The 18,932-nt window shown below is 71.9% G+C and carries 17 protein-coding genes, 1 tRNA gene and 1 other RNA gene; 13 read left to right on the forward strand and 6 right to left on the reverse strand.

The annotated features are described in order from the left end of the window. The first annotated feature begins 88 nt into the window (after positions 1–88). Positions 89–3,016, forward strand: a complete 2,928-nt coding sequence (gene secA, locus ACTWM8_RS05295; protein WP_446212801.1) for a preprotein translocase subunit SecA — start codon at positions 89–91, stop codon at positions 3,014–3,016. A gap of 293 nt (positions 3,017–3,309) precedes the next feature. Here the strand turns inward: secA and ACTWM8_RS05300 are convergent, their stop codons facing one another. Both ACTWM8_RS05300 and ACTWM8_RS05305 read right to left on the reverse strand, forming a co-directional pair. Further along, positions 3,310–3,894 carry an Rv3235 family protein gene (locus tag ACTWM8_RS05300; RefSeq protein WP_446212802.1) on the reverse strand — a complete coding sequence of 195 codons (585 nt, stop codon included), beginning with the start codon at positions 3,892–3,894 and terminating at the stop codon, positions 3,310–3,312. 104 nt (positions 3,895–3,998) lie between these two features. Then, on the reverse strand, positions 3,999–4,226 hold the full coding sequence (locus ACTWM8_RS05305; protein ID WP_154939259.1) for a helix-turn-helix transcriptional regulator: 228 nt from the start codon (positions 4,224–4,226) through the stop codon (positions 3,999–4,001). Positions 4,227–4,423: 197 nt separating this feature from the next. On the opposite strand from ACTWM8_RS05305, the gene ACTWM8_RS05310 reads away from it, so the two are divergent. Further along, the gene (locus tag ACTWM8_RS05310) at positions 4,424–4,933 is read left to right on the forward strand and encodes a DUF6912 family protein (RefSeq protein ID WP_446212803.1); all 510 of its coding nucleotides are present in this window, start codon (positions 4,424–4,426) and stop codon (positions 4,931–4,933) included. Between the two features lie 81 nt (positions 4,934–5,014). On the opposite strand, the gene ACTWM8_RS05315 is transcribed toward ACTWM8_RS05310, so the two are convergent. Then, positions 5,015–6,037, reverse strand: coding sequence for a hypothetical protein (locus tag ACTWM8_RS05315; RefSeq protein WP_446212804.1), 1,023 nt, complete (start codon positions 6,035–6,037; stop codon positions 5,015–5,017). A gap of 355 nt (positions 6,038–6,392) precedes the next feature. Here ACTWM8_RS05315 and pruA point away from each other — a divergent pair, with 355 nt between their 5' ends. From pruA to ACTWM8_RS05360, 9 genes are all read left to right on the forward strand, one after another. Then, positions 6,393–8,021 (forward strand): L-glutamate gamma-semialdehyde dehydrogenase, encoded by a 1,629-nt coding sequence (pruA, locus tag ACTWM8_RS05320; RefSeq protein WP_446212805.1) that lies wholly within the window; start codon positions 6,393–6,395, stop codon positions 8,019–8,021. A gap of 249 nt (positions 8,022–8,270) precedes the next feature. Then, positions 8,271–8,786: a PadR family transcriptional regulator gene (locus ACTWM8_RS05325; RefSeq protein ID WP_088963825.1), complete on the forward strand. Its 516-nt coding sequence runs from the start codon at positions 8,271–8,273 to the stop codon at positions 8,784–8,786. A 64-nt stretch (positions 8,787–8,850) separates the two neighbouring features. Beyond that, positions 8,851–9,972, forward strand: coding sequence for a peptide chain release factor 2 (prfB, locus tag ACTWM8_RS05330; protein WP_446212806.1), 1,122 nt, complete (start codon positions 8,851–8,853; stop codon positions 9,970–9,972). A 118-nt stretch (positions 9,973–10,090) separates the two neighbouring features. Next, positions 10,091–10,771: a cell division ATP-binding protein FtsE gene (gene ftsE, locus ACTWM8_RS05335; protein WP_088969966.1), complete on the forward strand. Its 681-nt coding sequence runs from the start codon at positions 10,091–10,093 to the stop codon at positions 10,769–10,771. A gap of 70 nt (positions 10,772–10,841) precedes the next feature. Continuing rightward, positions 10,842–11,717, forward strand: coding sequence for a permease-like cell division protein FtsX (gene ftsX, locus ACTWM8_RS05340; RefSeq protein ID WP_446212807.1), 876 nt, complete (start codon positions 10,842–10,844; stop codon positions 11,715–11,717). A gap of 136 nt (positions 11,718–11,853) precedes the next feature. Next, complete coding sequence (smpB, locus tag ACTWM8_RS05345) at positions 11,854–12,333, forward strand: SsrA-binding protein SmpB (RefSeq protein ID WP_446212808.1); 480 nt, start codon at positions 11,854–11,856, stop codon at positions 12,331–12,333. Positions 12,334–12,438: 105 nt separating this feature from the next. Beyond that, positions 12,439–12,814: a transfer-messenger RNA gene (gene ssrA / locus ACTWM8_RS05350) on the forward strand. 188 nt (positions 12,815–13,002) lie between these two features. After that, a complete protein-coding gene (locus ACTWM8_RS05355; protein WP_446212809.1) occupies positions 13,003–13,467 on the forward strand; it encodes a hypothetical protein in 465 nt (154 codons plus the stop codon). A 41-nt stretch (positions 13,468–13,508) separates the two neighbouring features. Beyond that, positions 13,509–14,450, forward strand: a complete 942-nt coding sequence (locus ACTWM8_RS05360) for a hypothetical protein (RefSeq protein WP_446212810.1) — start codon at positions 13,509–13,511, stop codon at positions 14,448–14,450. A 4-nt stretch (positions 14,451–14,454) separates the two neighbouring features. On the opposite strand, the gene mdlC is transcribed toward ACTWM8_RS05360, so the two are convergent. Beyond that, positions 14,455–16,050, reverse strand: coding sequence for a benzoylformate decarboxylase (mdlC, locus tag ACTWM8_RS05365; protein WP_446212811.1), 1,596 nt, complete (start codon positions 16,048–16,050; stop codon positions 14,455–14,457). A 150-nt stretch (positions 16,051–16,200) separates the two neighbouring features. Beyond that, on the reverse strand, positions 16,201–17,004 hold the full coding sequence (locus ACTWM8_RS05370; RefSeq protein ID WP_238450733.1) for an S-methyl-5'-thioadenosine phosphorylase: 804 nt from the start codon (positions 17,002–17,004) through the stop codon (positions 16,201–16,203). 151 nt (positions 17,005–17,155) lie between these two features. On the opposite strand from ACTWM8_RS05370, the gene ACTWM8_RS05375 reads away from it, so the two are divergent. Continuing rightward, the gene (locus ACTWM8_RS05375; protein ID WP_446212812.1) at positions 17,156–17,746 is read left to right on the forward strand and encodes a YqgE/AlgH family protein; all 591 of its coding nucleotides are present in this window, start codon (positions 17,156–17,158) and stop codon (positions 17,744–17,746) included. 90 nt (positions 17,747–17,836) lie between these two features. Beyond that, positions 17,837–17,909 (forward strand) — tRNA-Ala (locus ACTWM8_RS05380). Positions 17,910–18,267: 358 nt separating this feature from the next. On the opposite strand, the gene ACTWM8_RS05385 is transcribed toward ACTWM8_RS05380, so the two are convergent. Further along, positions 18,268–18,903 (reverse strand): DJ-1/PfpI family protein, encoded by a 636-nt coding sequence (locus ACTWM8_RS05385; RefSeq protein ID WP_446212813.1) that lies wholly within the window; start codon positions 18,901–18,903, stop codon positions 18,268–18,270. Positions 18,904–18,932: the final 29 nt, after the last annotated feature.

Raw genomic sequence — 18,932 nt, forward strand, 5'->3', positions numbered from 1 at the left:
TTCGCCGGGCCGGACCGCCGCCACCAGTGACCATCGCGCCGACGGAGCGCCTACGATGGTTCGAGACTGTCTAGGGGAGCGTTGATCCGTGTCGATTCTGGAAAAGGTCCTTAGCGCGGGCGAGGGCCGTATGGTGCGCCGGCTCAAGGCCATCGCCGCCGCCGTCAACTCGATCGAGGACGACTACGTCAACCTCAGCGACGACGAGCTGCGCGGCCTGACCGAGCAGTACAGGGAGCGGCTCGCCGATGGTGAGACCCTCGACGACCTGCTGCCGGAGGCGTTCGCGACCGTACGGGAGGCGGCGGCCCGGGTGCTCGGCCAGCGCCCGTACGACGTCCAGGTGATGGGCGGCGCGGCGCTGCACTTCGGCAACATCGCCGAGATGAAGACCGGTGAGGGCAAGACCCTGACCTCGGTCATGGCGGTCTACCTCAACGCGCTCTCCGGCAAGGGCGTGCACGTGGTCACGGTCAACGACTACCTCGCCCAGCGCGACGCCGCCTGGATGGGCCGGGTGCACGAGTTCCTCGGCCTGACCGTCGGTGTGGTCCTGCCGAACCGGCCGGCCGCCGAGCACCGCGCGGCGTACGAGTGCGACATCACCTACGGCACGAACAACGAGTTCGGCTTCGACTACCTGCGCGACAACATGGCCTGGTCGCGGGACGAGCTGGTTCAGCGCGGCCACAACTTCGCGGTCGTCGACGAGGTCGACTCGATCCTGATCGACGAGGCCCGTACGCCGCTGATCATCTCCGGCCCGGCCGAGCACTCCGCCCGCTGGTACCAGGAGTTCGCCGGCGTGGTGGCCCGGCTCCAGCCCGGCACCGACGGCGAGGGCGACTACGAGGTCGACTACGCCAAGCGGACCATCGCCATCACCGAGCGCGGGGTGGCCAAGGTCGAGGACCGGCTCGGCATCGACAACCTCTACGAGTCGGTGAACACGCCCCTGGTCGGCTACCTGAACAACGCGATCAAGGCCAAGGAGCTCTACAAGCGCGACAAGGACTACATCCTCAGCGAGGGCGAGGTCCTGATCGTCGACGAGTTCACCGGCCGCATCCTGCACGGTCGCCGCTACAACGAGGGCATGCACCAGGCGATCGAGGCCAAGGAGGGGGTGGAGATCAAGCAGGAGAACCAGACCCTGGCCACCATCACCCTGCAGAACTACTTCCGCCTCTACGAGAAGCTCTCCGGCATGACCGGCACCGCCCAGACCGAGGCGAGCGAGTTCAACAAGGTCTACAAGGTCGGCGTCGTGACGATCCCGACGCACCGGCCGATGGTCCGGCTCGACCGGGCCGACGTGATCTACAAGACCGAGAAGGCCAAGTTCAACGCGGTGATCGAGGACATCGCCGAGCGGCACCAGATGGGTCAGCCGGTGCTGGTCGGCACGGTCTCGGTGGGGAATTCCGAGATCCTCTCCCAGTTGCTGCGCCGCCGCGGCATCCCACACTCGGTGCTGAACGCCAAGTTCCACGCGAAGGAAGCGGAGATCGTCGCCCAGGCCGGGCGCAAGGGCGCGGTCACCGTCGCCACTAACATGGCGGGCCGGGGTACCGACATCCTGCTCGGCGGCAACGCCGAGTTCCTGGCCGCGAACGAGCTGCACCAGCGCGGTCTGGACCCGGTCGAGCAGGCCGACGAGTACGCCAAGGCGATGGAGGAGGTCCTGCCCACCTGGAAGCAGGCCTGCGACGCCGAGGCGGAGGAGGTCGCCGCCGCCGGTGGGCTCTACGTGCTGGGCACCGAGCGGCACGAGTCCCGGCGGATCGACAACCAGCTGCGCGGTCGGGCCGGCCGGCAGGGCGACCCGGGCGAGTCCCGGTTCTACCTGTCGCTGCAGGACGAGCTGATGAAGCGCTTCCGGGCCGGCGCCGTCGAGGCGGTGATGGAGCGCTTCAACATCCCGGAGGACGTGCCGATCGAGTCGAAGATGGTCACCCGCCAGATCAAGAGCGCGCAGGCCCAGATCGAGGGTCAGAACGCCGAGATCCGGAAGAACGTCCTCAAGTACGACGAGGTGCTCAACAAGCAGCGCCAGGTGATCTACGCCGAGCGGCTGCGGGTGCTCAACGGCGAGGACCTCTCCGACCAGGTCCGCAACATGATCGACGACGTCGTCACCGCATACGTCACCGGCGCCACCGCCAACGGGTACGCCGAGGACTGGGACCTCGAGCAGCTCTGGTCCAGTCTCAAGCAGCTCTACCCGGTGGGCATCACCATCGAGGAGATGGAGGAGGAGGCCGGCGGCGCCCGCGCGAGCATCGACGCCGACTTCCTGCTGGCCCGCCTCAAGGAGGACGCGCACGCCGCGTACGACCGGCGCGAGGAGACGCTCGGCGAGGAGGCGGTACGCCAACTGGAGCGGATGGTGCTGCTCCAGGTGATCGACCGCAAGTGGCGCGAGCACCTCTACGAGATGGACTACCTCCAGGAGGGCATCAGCCTCCGGGCGTACGCCCAGCGCGACCCGGTCATCGAGTACCAGCGCGAGGGCTTCGACATGTTCGCCACCATGATGGACGGCATCAAGGAGGAGACGGTCGGCTTCCTCTACAACCTGGAGGTGCAGGTCCAGGAGCCGGAGCCGGAGGCCGAGGAGGTCCAGCTGCTGGAGAAGCCGGTCGAGATCCGGGCCAAGGGTCTCAACCGCGCGCCGCAGCAGCAGGGCCTGCAGTACTCCGCCCCCACCATCGACGGCGAGGCCGGCCAGGGTGCGGTGGCCGTGGAGCGGCCCGAGCAGCAGGCGCCCGCCCTGGGCGTCGGGCGTTCGGAGACTCCGGCCCGTCCGGCGGCGCCGGGGGCGTCCGGCGCGCCGCGTCGTCCGGCGGCCACCGGGGCGAGCGGTCAGGCCGTCGCGGCCAGCACCGCCCGGCGCGGGTCGGCGCCGGCGGAGCGTGCCGATGGCGGCAACGGCCCGTCCCGCAACGCGCCCTGCCCGTGCGGCTCCGGCCGCAAGTACAAGCGCTGCCACGGCGCGCCCAACGGCGGCGCCTGATCCTGACGCGGGGCCCCGCCCCGCCGAATCGGTACGACGAGAGCCGCAGCCCTTTGGGACTGCGGCTCTCGCCGTCCTGCCGCTCGCACCGGCCCGCCCCGAAGCGCCCGCGACCCCATCGCGCGGCTCGGGGCTTCAGCCCGCCACTGCGGAGATGTGGCGGTGTGGGCGCGGTCGGCTCCGCCGTTCCGGCGATGTAGCGGTGTCGGTGCCGTGCCGATACCAGCATGTCGGCGATCTGGAGTGGATCATGCCGCGCCCGGGCGGATCCTCGGCCGCAATGGGCGAGGTGGTCAGAGCACCTGGAGGGCGGTGCAGAGCCAGCCGCCCCGGCGGTGTTCGAGGCGTACCGCCAGGGCCCAGGTGCGGCCGGCGCCGGCGAGCACCGCGGCCGCCTCGACGGCCGCCGACCGTGGCTCGCACACCCGGAGCCGGCGCAGGTGCACCACCGGCCGGCTCGACCGACGGCGGTGCGGGCCGGTGCGGGCCGATGCCCGGGTGAGCTGCTCGGTGACCTCAGCGGCCCGTCCGGGCTCGACCAGGGACCGGAGCTGCCCGGGCGGGCGGTAGCCGTTGAGGATCTCCAGGAAGGTGGCGACGAACCGCTGGGCGGCGCGGCCGGCCTCGGGCGTGGCCGTGGCGAGGGCGCCGGGCGGCGGGCCGGAGCGGGGCCGGGGCGGCCCGGGGCGGGAGTCGTGCCGCCGGCCGGGCGGGCGCCCGGCGGGCTGGTGCGCGGCACCGAAGAGGTCGAGGGCGAGCTGCCCGCTGGGGCGGGGCCAGAGATCCGCCGACTCGTCGACGTAGGGCGGGTCGCTGACCGGGGCCGGGCGCAGCCGGACCGGGGGCCGGGAGGGCCCGGGACGGCGGGAGTCGATCATGCTGCTCACCTCTGATCGTTGCGTTTGCGTTCGTTTGCCTCCGGCACGCTTCGATACTCGGGCATGACAGTGTCCGCCGTCAATGGCGGTCAGCGTCGGGGTGGCTACTCGGTGTCGCGATCGGCGAGCGGGTTGCCGCGTACCCACTCGGCGGTTTCGGCGTACTTGCGCTGGATGTACTCCTCCAGCTGGGCGCGCTCGACGCGCCACTGGCCGCGCCCACCGATCTTGATCGCGGGCAGCTCTCCGCTGCGCACCATGTGGTAGACCTGCGAGTCCGAGACGTTCAACTCGGTGGCCACGTCGGAGAGCAGGAGAAACCTCGGCTCCACGGATAACCCCCGGTGTTGGCGTCGTTTGCCTCAGTTTGCCACCGCCGGCCGGACCCGCCCAGCACCCACCCGGCCGGCGGTGCGGTGCGGCAACTTCCGCCGGGCCGGTGCGGGGTGTATGACGGTCTCGGCGTCCGGCATGATCGGCGCCCGGACCGGCAGACCCGCCGGTCCGCGAACGATCGGGGGATACGACGGTGAGCAACGAGCTGGTCCGGGTGTACGTCCCGGCGACCGTGCCGATGCTGGCCCGGCTGCGGGAGCAGGGGCTGTCGGCCGACCAGGCGCACGCCGTCACCCCCGCCCTGCGCGAGTGGTACGCCGAGGGCGACGAGGAGGAACTGGAGTACGTCGCGTTCACCCGCGCCGCCCAGGACGCCCTCCAGCTGCTGCGGAAGGACCCGGCCGCGCCCCGGCGCCGGGTGGTGGTCTCGGTGGACCTGCCCCCGTCGGCGGTCGGCCGGGGCGACGGTGACCTCGGCTCCAGCACGGTGCGGCTCGACCAGCCGGTGCCGGTGCGGTCGGTGGCCGCGCTGCACGTGGACGGCGCGGACGCGGTGGACGACGTGGCCGCCGCCGTCGAGGTGGTCGCCGAGGCCCTGGCGGGCGACCCGGACGCCCAGTTCACCGTCGACAGCGCCGAGGACCACGAGCTGGAGTGGTACGACCCCTCCGAGCTGGACCTGCTGCTCCGCGCCGCCTCCTGATCCGACCCGCCGGCGGGCGCCCGGCCCGCTCCGGAACCGACCACGCCACCGGCGGAGCGGGACGCCCCGGGCGGAGCCGCCTCAGTCCTCGACCGGCTCCGGCTCGTCGTCGTGGGGCGCCGGGCCGAGGGTGCGGCCGAAGGCGACGAGCGCGGTCAGCGCGCCGACGAACAGCACCCAGATGCCGTTGTCGACCCGGGAGGTGCCGAGGCTGGTCTGGGCGACCGCGTCCGCCTCGCTCAGCGCACCGGCCAGGTCGAGCAGGGTCCGGCCACCGATCCGGATGATCACCTCGGCGAGCAGCAGGAGCAGGCCCGGGCCGGCCCCGGCGACCAGGTACGCCGGCCAGCGCAGCGCCGGCGTCGCCGGGTCGCGGCGCATTGCCCGGCGGCGGGCCCAGGTCAGGTAGCCGAAGGCGAGCAGGCCGGCGAGCAGGCCGGCGAGCAGCGACTCGGTGCGGGAGACCCACTTGGCGGCGCTCACCAGCGACGCCTGGGAGCCGTCGGCGCCGAAGAGGTCGAACAGCGGGTCGCGGGCCCGGCTGAACGCCACCACGAAGACCAGCGTGCCCAGGGCGGCGGCGACCACGGCGCCGACCGGGGCGGCGTCGCGGGCTCCGGCCAGTGCCCCGCCGATGATGGCCGCGGCGGCGCTGGTGCCGGCGATCGTGTTGGTGGTCGCGTTGTCGGCGTAGGTCAGGTTGATCGCGAGGGCGGCGGCGAGCCCGACCAGCAGGCCGGTGCCGACCGCCACCACGAAGCGCAGGGTGGCCCGGTCGACGCCCCGCCGGGCCAGCAGCCCGGTCACCGCCAGGGCGACGGCGGCCCCGGCCACCAGGGCGGCCGAGATGACCCCGGGCAGGGCGAAGGCGGAGAGGCTGATCGCGGTGAGGCCGGCCGCCGCCGAGCTGATCGCCTCGCGGGTCGACCAGAGCATCGCCGCCAGCCAACCCACCGCCAGCAGGGCCAGCACGGGTGCGCCCGGGGCACGCGCCGGGCGGGGGGCCTCGGCCACCGGCGCGACCTGGTCGGCCTGGTCGGCCGGGACGGTGGTGTCCGGCCGGTCCGACTCCGCGGCCGTCGAGCTGCCGGGCTGCTTGCTCATCGTGTCCCCTTCGACGGGCGCCCGACCGCAGCGGCGGGCCGGGGCAGGTCACCGGCCATCCAGCGTACGCGCCCGGCCCGGCCGGCTCCGCGCGCCCGCGCCCGCGCCGCCGGCCTGCTTTCCTTCGGCCGAAAGGGCCGTTCGGGTACGGATCACCGCCCGGCCCGCACCCCTACTTCTCGATCTATGGTTTCGGGGCGGGCGGGGCGCGATCGGCGGGGAGCGGGCGTGGGAGAATCGCCGGAGGTCCCGCCGCCGCGACGCCTCACCCGCGCGGTGCCCGGCGTCCGGCCGTCCGGTCGGTGCCCGCGGGTCCGATTTCGCCACCGCCGTCGAGATCGCACAGGAGCCTGTGATGGACGCCGTGTTCTCCGTACCCGAGCCGCGCAACGAGCCGGTACGCACCTACGAGCCGGGCAGCGCCGACCGGGAGCGGCTGCAGCGGCGGCTGACCGAACTCGCCGCCGAGCGGATCGACCTGCCGATGACGATCGCCGGCGAGCAGCGGATGGCGGGCGGTGAGTCGATCGACGTGGTCCAGCCGCACAAGCACGCCCACGTGCTCGGCGTCACCGGCCACGCCACCCACGACGACGCCCGCGCCGCCGTGAAGGCCGCCAAGGACGCCGCGCCGATGTGGCGCGCGCTGCCGTTCGAGGAGCGGGCGGCGATCTTCCTGCGCGCCGCCGAGCTGCTCGCCGGCCCCTGGCGCGACACGCTGAACGCCGCCACCATGCTCGGCCAGTCCAAGACCGCCGTCCAGGCGGAGATCGACTCGGCCTGCGAGTTCATCGACTTCCTCCGGTTCAACGTGCACTTCGCCCGGCGGCTGCTCGAGGAGCAGCCGATGTCGTCGCCGGGGGTGTGGAACCGCTTCGACCACCGCCCGCTGGAGGGCTTCGTCTACGCGGTCACCCCGTTCAACTTCACCGCGATCGCCGGCAACCTGCCCTCGGCGCCGGCCCTGCTCGGCAACACCGTGGTCTGGAAGCCGGGCCCGACCCAGCAGTTCGCCGCGCACTTCACCATGCGGCTGTTCGAGGCGGCCGGCCTGCCGCCCGGCGTGATCAACATGGTCACCGGGCGCGGCGAGGAGGTCTCCGACGTCGTGCTCGCCGACCCGGACCTGGCCGGCATCCACTTCACCGGTTCCACCAAGGTCTTCCAGCACCTGTGGCGGACCGTCGGCGAGAACCTCGCCGGCTACCGGGGCTACCCGCGACTGGTCGGCGAGACCGGCGGCAAGGACTTCGTGGTCGCGCACACCAGCGCCGACGTCGACGCCCTGCACACCGCGCTGATCCGGGGCGCCTACGAGTACCAGGGCCAGAAGTGCTCGGCCGCCTCGCGGGCGTACGTGCCGCGTTCGCTCTGGGAGGGCGGGCTGCGCGACCGGCTGGCCGCCACCACGGACTCGCTGACCTACGGCGACGTCACCGACTTCAGCAACTTCGGCGGCGCCGTGATCGACGAGAAGGCGTTCAGCCGGCACACCGCCGCGCTGGAGCTGATCTCCGGCGACGACACCTGCCGGATCCTCGCCGGCGGCACCGCCGACGACTCGGTCGGCTACTTCGTCCGGCCCACCCTCTTCGAGTGCAGCGACGCCGCGCACGAGAGCTTCACCACCGAGTACTTCGGTCCGATCCTCGGCGTGCACGTGTTCGACGACGCCCGCTTCGACGACGCGGTCGCCCAGGCCGAGTCGATCGCGCCGTACGCGCTGACCGGTTCGATCTTCGCCAACGACCGCCGGGTGGTCGAGGCGGTCGCCGAGCGGATGCGGTACGCGGCCGGCAACTTCTACATCAACGACAAGCCGACCGGCGCGGTGGTCGGGCAGCAGCCCTTCGGCGGCGCCCGGGCCAGCGGCACCAACGACAAGGCGGGCTCCTGGCTCAACCTGGTCCGCTGGCTGTCGCCGCGGACGATCAAGGAGACGTTCGTGCCGCCGACCGACCACACGTACCCGCACATGGGCTGAACCGGCGACGGCCGCCGGTGGGGCGCAGCGTCACCGGCGGCCGGGCCGGCCCGCGGCCGCGGGCGGGGCGCTGGCTGCGCGGCGGAGCCCGACCGGCCGTCCGGATGGGGCCCCGGACACCGTCCGGCCGGTAGGCATCGATAGTCCTGGCAGCACTGTCGTCGGCCGACAGTGCACATTGGAAATCCTCCCGGGTGGCAAATCCGGAAATCCTGGACGCTGCGACGGCAAAGTGGCAGCTTAGAGGGCATGGCGGAATCCGGAGTCAACCCCACCGCGGCAGCCCTGCTGGGGCTGCTGCACGAGGGCCCGATGACTGGCGGCCAGCTGATGGCCGCCGCTGAGCGCCGACTGGCGCCGTACTGGTCGATGACCCGCAGTCAGGTGTACCGCGAGTTGCCGGTGCTGGCCGAGCGGGGTTTCGTGCGGCTGGGCAAGCCCGGGCCGCGGATGAGCCAGCCGTACGCGATCACCGCCAGCGGGAAACGGACATTTTCCCGCTGGCTGGCGGAGAACCCGGGTCGGGACACCATCCGCAACCCGATCGCCCTGCGGATCGCCTTCGGCGACCTGCACTCGGCCAGCCAGCTGAAGAACCTCTACGCCTCGGCCAACGAATACCACACCGAGGCCCTGGCGCACGTGCGCGAGCAGGTGAAGAACGCCAAGAAGGAGGGCGACACCTACGACGCCAGCGCGCTGGAGTTCGCCGTCGCCTACCACAAGGCGGCACTTTCCTGGCTCAAGACCGCCCCGGTCGGCTGATCATCTGCCCGGGTCGGCGGTGTGACGTGAGCGGACCGCCGCACGCACAGTACGCTTGTCTGTCGTGACCGCTGCCGATTACGCCGAACAGCTCAAGGACCTCGACGCCACCCTACGCAACATCGAGGCGGTGCTCGACCTCGACCGCCTGCACGAGGAGAAGGCCCGGCTCGAGGAGCAGGCGTCCGCGCCCGACCTCTGGGACGACCAGGCGAAGGCGCAGCAGGTGACCTCGCAGCTCTCGTACGTCAACGGCGAGATCGGCAAGCTCGGCAGCCTCCGCTCCCGGCTCGACGACGCCGGTGTCCTGCTGGAGCTGGCCGAGGCCGAGGCCGACCCGGGGGTCCTCTCCGAGGTCGAGACGGAGATCGGCGGGCTGCGCAAGGCCATCGAGGAGATGGAGGTCCGCACCCTGCTCTCCGGCGAGTACGACTCCCGGGAGGCGCTGGTCGCCATCCGGGCCGGCGCCGGCGGGGTGGACGCCGCCGACTTCGCCGAGATGCTGCTGCGGATGTACCTGCGCTGGGCCGAGCGGCACGGCTACCCGACCGAGGTCTACGAGACCTCGTACGCGGAGGAGGCCGGCCTGAAGTCCGCCACCTTCACCGTCAAGGTCCCGTACGCCTACGGCACCCTCAGCGTCGAGTCGGGCACCCACCGGCTGGTCCGGATCAGCCCCTTCGACAACCAGGGCCGCCGGCAGACCAGCTTCGCCGGTGTCGAGGTGCTGCCCGTGGTGGAGCAGACCGACCACATCGACATCCCCGAGAACGAGATGCGGATCGACGTCTACCGGTCCTCCGGCCCGGGCGGGCAGAGCGTCAACACCACCGACTCGGCGGTCCGGATCACCCACATCCCCACCGGCATCGTGGTGACCTGCCAGAACGAGAAGTCCCAGCTGCAGAACAAGGCCTCCGCGCTGCGGGTGCTCCAGGCCCGGCTGCTGGAACGCAAGCGGCAGGAGGAGCAGGCCAAGCTCCAGGGCCTCAAGACGGACGCCGCCGGCTCGTGGGGCGACCAGATGCGCTCCTACGTCCTGCACCCGTATCAGATGGTGAAGGATCTCCGAACCGAGCAGGAGACCGGCAATCCGTCCTCGGTCTTCGACGGGGAACTGGACAGCTTCATCGAGGCCGGCATCCGCTGGCGCAAGCAGCAGCAGCTCGCCAACGACGCTGCGTGATCAAGCGGGGGCGGAGCGCGTCGTCGATCTCCTGGTGGGAGGGGTAATCGATGACGCGCCTCGCACAGGTGGGGCGTAGGACTTGGCTCAGCGGTTACACCGCGTAGACTCACCACCCGTGATTCAGCTTGAGCAAGTGACGAAGACGTACCCGAAGGCGTCCCGGCCTTCGCTCGACAACGTGTCCGTCTCGATCGAGAAGGGCGAGTTCGTCTTCTTCATCGGTCCATCGGGCTCCGGCAAGTCCACGATAATCAAAATGCTGCTGCACGAGGTCAGCCCCAACAAGGGCCGGGTCGTCGTGAACGGCAAAGACGTCACCACGATGCGCTCCTGGAAGCGACCCCACTTCCGGCGCTCGATCGGCTGCGTCTTCCAGGACTTCCGGTTGCTGCCCAACCGCACCGCCTACGAGAACGTGGCGTTCGCTCTCGAGGTGATCGGCAAGACCAAGGCGGTCGCCCGCCGGGTCGTGCCCGAGGTGCTGGAGCTGGTCGGGCTCGGTGGCAAGGAGCACCGCTACCCGCACGAGCTCTCCGGTGGTGAGCAGCAGCGCGTGGCCGTCGCCCGGGCGTTCGTGAACCGTCCGCTGATCCTGCTGGCGGACGAGCCGACAGGAAACCTGGACCCGGACACCTCGATCGAGATCATGCGCCTGCTGGACCGGATCAACCGCACCGGCACGACCGTCGTGATGGTCACGCACGACTCCAACATCGTGAACCAGATGCGCCGTCGCGTCGTCGAGATCGAGAGCGGCCGCATCGTGCGCGACCAGGCCCGCGGCGTCTACGGGTGAGCCGGCGCTCCACCCCTGCCGTACACCCTGACGACGAACACCTCATGCCGGAGAGCCGGAGGAACACCCGATGCGGATGAAATACGTCCTGTCCGAGGTACTGGTCGGATTGTGGCGCAACGTCACCATGACCATCGCCATGATCATCACCATGGCGGTGTCGCTGTTCATGCTGGGCGGAGCCGGCCTGCTGTACCAGAAGGTCGGCGACATGAAGGACCTCTACTACGAGAACGTCGAGGTCTCGATCTTCCTGGCGACCGACGTCAGCGAGCAGCAGCGCAACGACCTGCACGCCAAGCTCAAGAGCGACCCCCTCGTCAAGGAGGTCCTCTACGTCAACAAGGACGAGGCGTACAAGCGGTTCCAGGAGATGTACCAGGACGCCCCGGACCTGGTGAACGCCGTCAAGGCGGACCAGCTGCCCGAGTCGTTCCGGCTCAAGCTGGTGAACCCGGAGCAGTACAAGAACATCTACGACCAGTACAAGGACACCGAGGGGGTCGACGAGATCGTCGACCAGAGCCGGCTGCTGGACAAGGTCTTCGGCGTCCTCACCGGCATCCAGACCTTCGCGCTGGTCATCGCGGTGTTCATGGCCGCCGCCGCGCTGCTCCTGGTCGCGAACACCATCCAGGTCGCCGCGTACAGCAAGCGGCGTGAGGTCGCGGTCATGAAGCTCGTCGGCGCGTCAAACTGGTTCATCCAGGCGCCGTTCGTGCTGGAGGCGGTGGTCGCGGGTCTGATCGGTTCGATCCTCGCGCTGGTGTTCATGGCGCTCGGGAAGTACTTCGGCGGCAGCGGCTCGCTGTCCGCCCTGGAGGGCCTGATCACGCCGGTCTCGTGGGGCGACATCCTGCTGATGTTCCCGATCATGGCGGGCGTCGGCGCCCTGTTCAGTGCGGTCACCGGCTGGATCACGCTCCGCTTCTACCTGCGGGTCTAGTTACCCGACGGCTCCGCCAAGGGCCCTTCCGCGTCGGAATAAACGGCGCGGGAGGGTCCTTGTCATTCGGGTAGCATGATCTCCGCCCCGCGGCCGGTCGTACCGGTCGTGGATCACGGGAAAGGGGGTGGCGCCGATGCCACGGGAAAAGGGTCGCAAGGTGGTCGCCTCCAACAAGAAGGCGCGCCACGACTACGCCATCCTCGACACGTACGAGGCGGGCATGTCGCTGACCGGCACCGAGGTCAAGTCGCTGCGGGCTGGTCGGGCCTCCCTGGTCGACGCGTTCGCCCAGGAGCGCAACGGCGAGCTCTACCTGCACGGCATGCACATCCCGGAGTACACCCAGGGCACCTGGACCAACCACGAGCCCCGGCGTACCCGCAAGCTGCTGCTCAAGCGGCTGGAGATCGACCGGCTGATCGGCAAGACCCGCGAGGGCGGGTTGACCATGGTGCCGTTGCAGGTCTACTTCTCCGACGGCTGGGCGAAGGTGGAGATCGCCCTGGCCAAGGGTAAGAAGTCGTACGACAAGCGTCAGGACCTCGCCAAGCGGGACGCCGACCGGGAGATCGCCCGGGTGGCCGGCCGGCGTGGCAAGGGCATGGACGAGTGATCTGTCGTCTTTGTCCGAGTCGGTAAAGTCGGCCGGGGGCTCGGGATGAATCCCGTTGCGGCAGGCGTTAGTCTTGACAGAGCCGCCAGTAGGGCGGCCGACCGAGGGGGTGACTGGTTTCGACTTCGTACGTTGCGGCAGGGGAAGCGAGCCGAGGAAGCCGACGTCGTCTCGAGAATCGTTCGTCGGAAACCAATAAGCGCCAAGAACAATCGCGCTGACTTCGCTCTCGCCGCCTGAGGCGAGTAGTGAGTCTGTCGGCCTGGGAGCGCCTTCGACCCAGTTAGCCGGCATCAGCTAGAAGGCTGGCCAATCGGACCCGGTCGCGGGGTCCGTGCGGCGAGATCAATCAGCGACTGGGCCCGTCACACCAACTTGCTCGCGTGAGCGGTGGGGCCGAGTAGAGGCATAGCGAGCTGCGCTCGGAGAAGCCCTGACAAACCGGCGAAGGACCCGGGTTCGATTCCCGGCACCTCCACCACCTCATGTGCGCCCCGGTCCATCGGACCGGGGCGCACAGTCGTCTCCGGATACTTCTGGGGGTCGTCCGGATACTTCTGGGGCCACTGGGACCGATGGGGCCAATGAGGCGTTCCGGCCCCCTGGACAGCGCCCGAACAGGGGTTCACCATCGCTGTACGCGGTAGCACGCAAGCGCGGGAGGTGCCCATGGCCACCGGTCCGATCCAGCAGCCGTCCGTCGCCCCGCCGGCGGTCCGCCCGCCCGCCGCGCGCCGGCCCAGCCCGCCCGGCGACCTGCCCGCCCTGGCCCGGGCGCTCGCCGTACCGCCAGGGGAGCCGCGCTGGCGGGAACGGGTCATCGTCCACCTCACCCCGGTCCGCCGGGGCTTCGCCGAACACGTCCGGATCACCGAGGGCCCGGCCGGCCTCTACGCGGAGGTGCTCGCCCAGGCGCCCCGGCTGCACCGCGGCGTCCGGCTGCTCACCCGCGAGCACGCGGCCATCGTCGCGGCGCTGGCCGACCTCCAGCGGGCCGTCGAACGGCCCGGGGTCTGCGCCGAGGAGCTGCGCCGGCGCACCGACGACCTGCTGCGGGCGCTGTCCCGGCACCGGCAGCGCGGCGCGGACCTGCTCTGGCAGGCGTACCAGACGGACCTCGGCGGGGAGACCTGACCGGCGGGAACCGGCCCGTGCCGGGCGGCGTCCAAGTGCGTATGCGTCGACTCCTCGCCCTGCTGGGCCTGCCCCTGGTGGTCACCGCGGCCGGCTGCGCGCCGGCCGGCTCCGACCCGGCCGGGCCGTCCGCCGGCCCGGACCACCGCTGGGAGGCGTTCCACCAGCGGGCCGCGGAGGTCGCCGAGGACTGGCACCCCGCACCCGCCTGGCGGAGCGGGTACGTGCCGTTGCAGGACCCGACCGTGCTGGTCGGCGACCCCGGGTTCACCGCCGACACCGAGACCGCCTTCCGGGCCGGGTGGTACCGGGACCAGATCGAGCTGCCGGCCGCCCGCCCCGCCGACGGCACGATCCGGTTCCCCGACGGCACGATGACCGCGCCGCTGCTCAGCGCCGCCGAGGCGTACCGGCAGCTGGACCAGGGCGACCCACCGCCGTGCGAGGGGCGGCCGAAGGCGCCCGGCCCGACGATCGAGCCGGGGCCGGACGGCTCGGTCTCCAGCCCGGTCGCCACCGCCTGCGTCCCGCTCACCGTCACCGCCGTCCGGCTCGGCACCGCTGGAGTCCGCACCAGCCGCGGCGTGGCCGACGTACCGGCCTGGTTGTTCACCGTGGAGGGACTGGCCGCCCCGGTGGCCCGGGTGGCCGTCGCGCCGCAGTCGGTCACCCCGGTACCCGAACCGACGGCTCCCGCCCGGCCCGCCCCCGCCGACGTGGTCGGCGCCGAGCACACCGAACGGGTGGACGGCACGCGGCTGACCTACGTGCTCGGGGTGGGCGCCTGCGACACCGGGATCACCCCGCTGGTGCAGGAGCGCGAGGACGTGGTCGTGGTCGGCGGCGGGGTGGTCCGGGCCAGCGGCGTCTGCACCGACCAGCTGAAGCTGGAGCCGGTCACCGTCACCCTCTCCGCGCCGCTCGGCGGCCGGCCGGTGCTCGACGTGCTGACCGGGCGGGTGCTGACCCAGCGGGCCGGTTGACCGGTCAGAGGATCCTGGGCAGCTCGCCGCTGATCGGCGCCGGGAGCACCGTCGGGCCCTCGGCGCGCAGCGCGTCGGCCAGCGCGGCGGGCAGGTCGTCCGGCGTGCCGACGACCCTGGTGGCGCAGCCGTACCCCTCGGCGATCGCGGTGATGTCCAGGCCGGGCAGTTCCAGCCCCGGCACGCCGGGGGTGTGCTTGAGCTCGGCGAACGACTTGAGGATGGCGTACTGCTGGTTGACCGGCACCAGCACGACCACCGGCAGGCGCAGCCGGGCGGCGGTCCAGAGCGCCTGCACCGAGTAGTGGAACGAGCCGTCGCCGATCACGGCGACCACCGGCCGACCGCGACCGGTGTCCCGCTCGGCGAGGGCGATGCCGACCGCCGCCGGCAGGCCGTACCCGAGCCCGCCGCTGGCCATGGTGAAGTACGACGCCGGTCGGACCATCGGCAGCCGGCGGCGCAGCGCGGCCAGGTTGGACGGTGACTCCTGGACCAGCACCCCGTCGGTGGGCCAGCAGGCGGCCAGCGCGGCGAAGAGCGTGTCCGCGTCCGGCGGGTCGGCCGGCTCCGGCGGCTCCACGGCCGGCCGGGGCTCCGGCGCCGGTCGGTCGGCCGCCGGGAGCAGGTCCAGCAGCGCGGCGAGGGTCAGCCCGGCGTCGCCGAGCAGGCTGTCGCCGACCGGTGCCCGGGCGGCCTCGTCCGGGTCGTCGGTGACGTGCAGCAGCCGGGCGCCCTCGGGCAGGTGGGCGCCGGGGATGTGCGGGTAGTACCGGAACACCGGGGCGCCGACGACCAGCACCGTGTCGTGCCCGCGCAGCTTCTCCGCCAGCGGCGCGATGGCGAAGGGCAGCACCCCCCGGTAGTGCGGATGCTGCTCCGGGAACGCCGCCCGCTCCGGCGCCGGGGCGGACCAGACCGGGGCGGCCAGCCGCTCGGCCACCGCCACCGCCAGCGGCCAGGCCGCGGCCCGGTCCACCGCCGCGCCGAACACCAGCACCGGGGAGCGGCTGGCGGCCAGCAGCGCGGCGAACTCCCGCAGCCGCCGGGGGTCGGGCCCGAACCGGGTCGCCACGGTACGCACCTGGGGCGGCGGGTCCGCCGGCTGGTCCCAGTCGTCCAGCGGCAGGGAGAGGAAGACCGGCCCGGCCGGGGGCTGGGCGGCGGTCGCGTACGCCCGCATGAACGCCGCCGGGACGTCCTGCGCGCGGACCGGCTCGTAGCTCCACTTCACGTACGGCTGGGGCAGCTCGGCCGGTGCCCGGCTGGTCAGCCGGGGCTCCGTCAACAGCATCTCCCGGCTCTGCTGGCCGGCGGAGACGATCAGCGGCGTGCGGTTGTGCCAGGCGGTGACGAGGTTGCCCATGCCGTTGCCGGTGCCCGGCGCGGTGTGCAGGTTCACGTGCGCCGGACGGCCGGTGGCCTGCGCGTACCCGTCGGCCATCGCCACCGCGGACGCCTCGTGCAGGGCGTGCACGTAGCGGAAGTCCGCCGGGAAGTCCCGCAGGAACGGTTGCTCGGTGGAGCCGGGGTTGCCGAAGACGGTGGTCAGGCCGAGGGCGCGGAGCAGCTCATAGGTGGTGTCCCGGACGGTCGCCATCGCCCCCCGCCTCCCTGTTCCGGCGCGTGCCGGCGCCCGCCGGCGCCCACGCCGACAGAGAGCCCCCCGACCTGCCGAATCTATCGGGGGCAGGTGGACAAGTCGGGCGCTTTGCCGCTCACTGGGCTGGGCGCACCCGGCCGGGGACGGTCAGGGCAGCGGGAAGGGGGTCTTGATGCCGTCCAGGGCGTGCCCGCACGGGCAGTCCCGGTCGGTCGGCAGCGCGCCCACCGCGTCCAGCAGCACCCCGCGCAGCCGGTCGGTGTTCTCGGCGAAGACCCGGAACACCTCCTCCTGGGTGACCGACTCCCCGGCCTGCACGCCGGCGTCCAGGTCGGTGACGAGCGCGATCGAGGTGTAACAGAGGGCCAGCTCGCGGGCGAGCACCGCCTCCGGGTGGCCGGTCATGTTGACCACCGTGCCGCCCATCGAGGCGTACCAGCGGGACTCGGCGCGGGTGGAGAAGCGCGGACCCTCGACCACCACCACCGTGCCGCCGTCCACCGCCGCCACGTCCCGGCCGGCCGCGGCGGCCAGCAGCGTACGCCGCCCGACCGGGCAGTACGGGTCGCCGAACGGCACGTGCACCGCGCCCCGGTCGTAGTAGGTTTGGGCCCGGCCGCTGGTCCGGTCGATCAGCTGGTCGGGGACCACAAAGGTGCCCGGGCCCAGCTCCGGCCGCAGACCGCCCACCGCGCACGGGGCGACGACCTGGCGCACCCCGAGCGACCGCAGCGCCCACAGATTCGCCCGGTACGGGATCAGGTGCGGCGGGTACCGGTGGTCGCGGCCGTGCCGAGGGAGGAAGGCCACCGGCCGCCCGCCTACCTCCGCGACGGTGATCGGGTCCGAGGGCGCCCCGTACGGCGTCTCGACCACGTGCTCGGTGGCGCCGTCCAGGAGCGCGTAGAGCCCCGACCCGCCGATCACCGCGATGTCCGCCGTCGGACCCATTCGACCCTCCCTCGTTCCCGCTCGATCACCCGCCGGTCAGACCTTAGCCACCGCCCCGAGCGCAGGCTATGGTGCCAGGCATGGCGGTGACAGCGCGGATGGCCGACGGCAACCGGTTCCACGACCCGGCGCGCGGCTGACGGTGTCCGAGATGCAGGAGGAGGGACGGGCGATCGGCGGTCGAGCCATTGAGTCCATGACCGGGCGACTGCTGGTCGCCACCCCGGCCCTCAAGGATCCGAACTTCGATCGCACGGTGGTGCTGCTTGTCGCCCACGAAGCGGGCGGGGCGCTCGGCGTGGTGCTCAACCGGGCGACCGAGGTGCCGGTCGCCGACGTGCTGGGTGACTGGAGCGACCTGGCCCGTCACCCCGCGGTGCTCTTCGAGGGCGGCCCGGTGCAGCCGGACTCGGCGATCTGCCTCGCCCGGATGCGGCACCCGATGCGCCGGCTCAAGGGCTTCCAGCAGATCTCCGGCGCGGTCGGCACCGTCGACCTGTCGGCCGACCCGGAGAAGCTGCGCGACGGCATCGGCGGCATCCGGGTCTTCGCCGGCTACTCGGGGTGGGGTTCGGGTCAGTTGGAGCAGGAGGTCGAGGACGGCTCCTGGTTCGTCTTCGACGCGCTGCCGGGGGACGCCTTCGTCGACCGGCCGGACGACCTGTGGCCGATGGTGCTGCGGAGACAGGGCGGAATGATGGCGGCGGTCGCCCACTTCCCGCCCGACGTGGCGCTGAACTAGCCGCGGCGGGGTGGGGCCCCCGCGAGATGACCATGCCGGGCGGCGTGTGTATAGTTCTCTGCGTGCCCGGGACACCGGGGACGACAGCAAGGGGCCGTGGCGCAGCTGGTAGCGCACCACACTGGCAGTGTGGGGGTCAGGGGTTCGAGTCCCCTCGGCTCCACCTTGTTTTTGCAGGTCAGCGACATAGGTCATACACAATGATCTATGTCGCTGCACATGTCTTCTCACATGCCTCGGGACAAGGCTCGCCGAGGCCGCCTGGATCCGACTGGTGCGTCCGCTCCGGGTTCGGAGCAGATGCCCTGCTGAGTGCAGTCTCCGTGGGTCCCGCACCGCCTAGTAGCTACCTCGCCGGTATAGCCGAGGAGACACCGCACCAAAGCGGCAATGTGCGAGTCGAGGCGGGCTGCGCGAGAAGTCGCTTCATCGCCGCCGCGGGCTGTGGGCGTCGCGGCGTGCCCGGGTGTCTGGGGCGCCCCGACACCGACCCGGGTGGATCAGTGCCGGGGTGCGAACGGTCAGCCGAGCACCAGCGAGGGGTTCGCCCGCAGCGCGGCCACCGTTGCAGCGGGAGCGGTGGCGGGCGAGCCGGCATTGTACGGCGGCTGTGGGTCGTACTCGATGCCGAGCTGGACTGCCTGCGCGACTTCGTCGCCAGCGATCCGTCCGGTCAGGGCCAGGGCCATGTCGATGCCCGAGGAGACGCCGGCTGCGGTGACGTACTTGCCGTCGAAGACCACCCGCTCGCCGGTCGGCGCCGCGCCGAAAGCCTCCAGCTGATCCAACGCCAGCCAGTGTGCGGCGGCGCGGCGCCCGTGCAGCACTCCGGCCGCGGCCAGCAATAGGGATCCGGTGCATACGGAGGTGGTCCAGGTGCTGGTCGCGTCAACCGTGCGTAGCCAGTCGAGGATCCGGGAGTCGCCCATGCGGGCGATCTGCCCGGGGCCGCCGGGCACCACCACGACGTCGGGGCGGGTCACCTCGTCGAGGGTGGCGTCGGCCTGGAGGGTGAGGCTGCCGACGTCGGTGACGACCGGGCCGGTCCGGTCGGCGACGAAGACGGTACGGGCATCGGGGATCCGGCTGAGCACCTCGTAGGGGCCGACGGCGTCGAGGGCGGTGAACCGGTCGAAGAGAAGCACGGCGATCTGCACGACGTTTTCCAATCTGAGGTGAGAAACGG

The organism is Micromonospora sp. IBSANI012, from assembly GCF_052814045.1.

Excerpts from the sequence above, each read along its gene's own strand:
- ACTWM8_RS05300 (WP_446212802.1), bottom strand. The coding sequence starts at position 3,894 with ATGATCGACTCCCGCCGTCCCGGGCCCTCCCGGCCCCCGGTCCGGCTG.
- ACTWM8_RS05315 (WP_446212804.1), bottom strand. The coding sequence starts at position 6,037 with ATGAGCAAGCAGCCCGGCAGCTCGACGGCCGCGGAGTCGGACCGGCCG.
- pruA (WP_446212805.1), top strand. The coding sequence starts at position 6,393 with ATGGACGCCGTGTTCTCCGTACCCGAGCCGCGCAACGAGCCGGTACGC.
- ACTWM8_RS05325 (WP_088963825.1), top strand. The coding sequence starts at position 8,271 with ATGGCGGAATCCGGAGTCAACCCCACCGCGGCAGCCCTGCTGGGGCTG.
- ftsX (WP_446212807.1), top strand. The coding sequence starts at position 10,842 with ATGCGGATGAAATACGTCCTGTCCGAGGTACTGGTCGGATTGTGGCGC.
- smpB (WP_446212808.1), top strand. The coding sequence starts at position 11,854 with ATGCCACGGGAAAAGGGTCGCAAGGTGGTCGCCTCCAACAAGAAGGCG.
- ACTWM8_RS05355 (WP_446212809.1), top strand. The coding sequence starts at position 13,003 with ATGGCCACCGGTCCGATCCAGCAGCCGTCCGTCGCCCCGCCGGCGGTC.
- ACTWM8_RS05360 (WP_446212810.1), top strand. The coding sequence starts at position 13,509 with ATGCGTCGACTCCTCGCCCTGCTGGGCCTGCCCCTGGTGGTCACCGCG.
- mdlC (WP_446212811.1), bottom strand. The coding sequence starts at position 16,050 with ATGGCGACCGTCCGGGACACCACCTATGAGCTGCTCCGCGCCCTCGGC.
- ACTWM8_RS05370 (WP_238450733.1), bottom strand. The coding sequence starts at position 17,004 with ATGGGTCCGACGGCGGACATCGCGGTGATCGGCGGGTCGGGGCTCTAC.
- ACTWM8_RS05375 (WP_446212812.1), top strand. The coding sequence starts at position 17,156 with ATGCAGGAGGAGGGACGGGCGATCGGCGGTCGAGCCATTGAGTCCATG.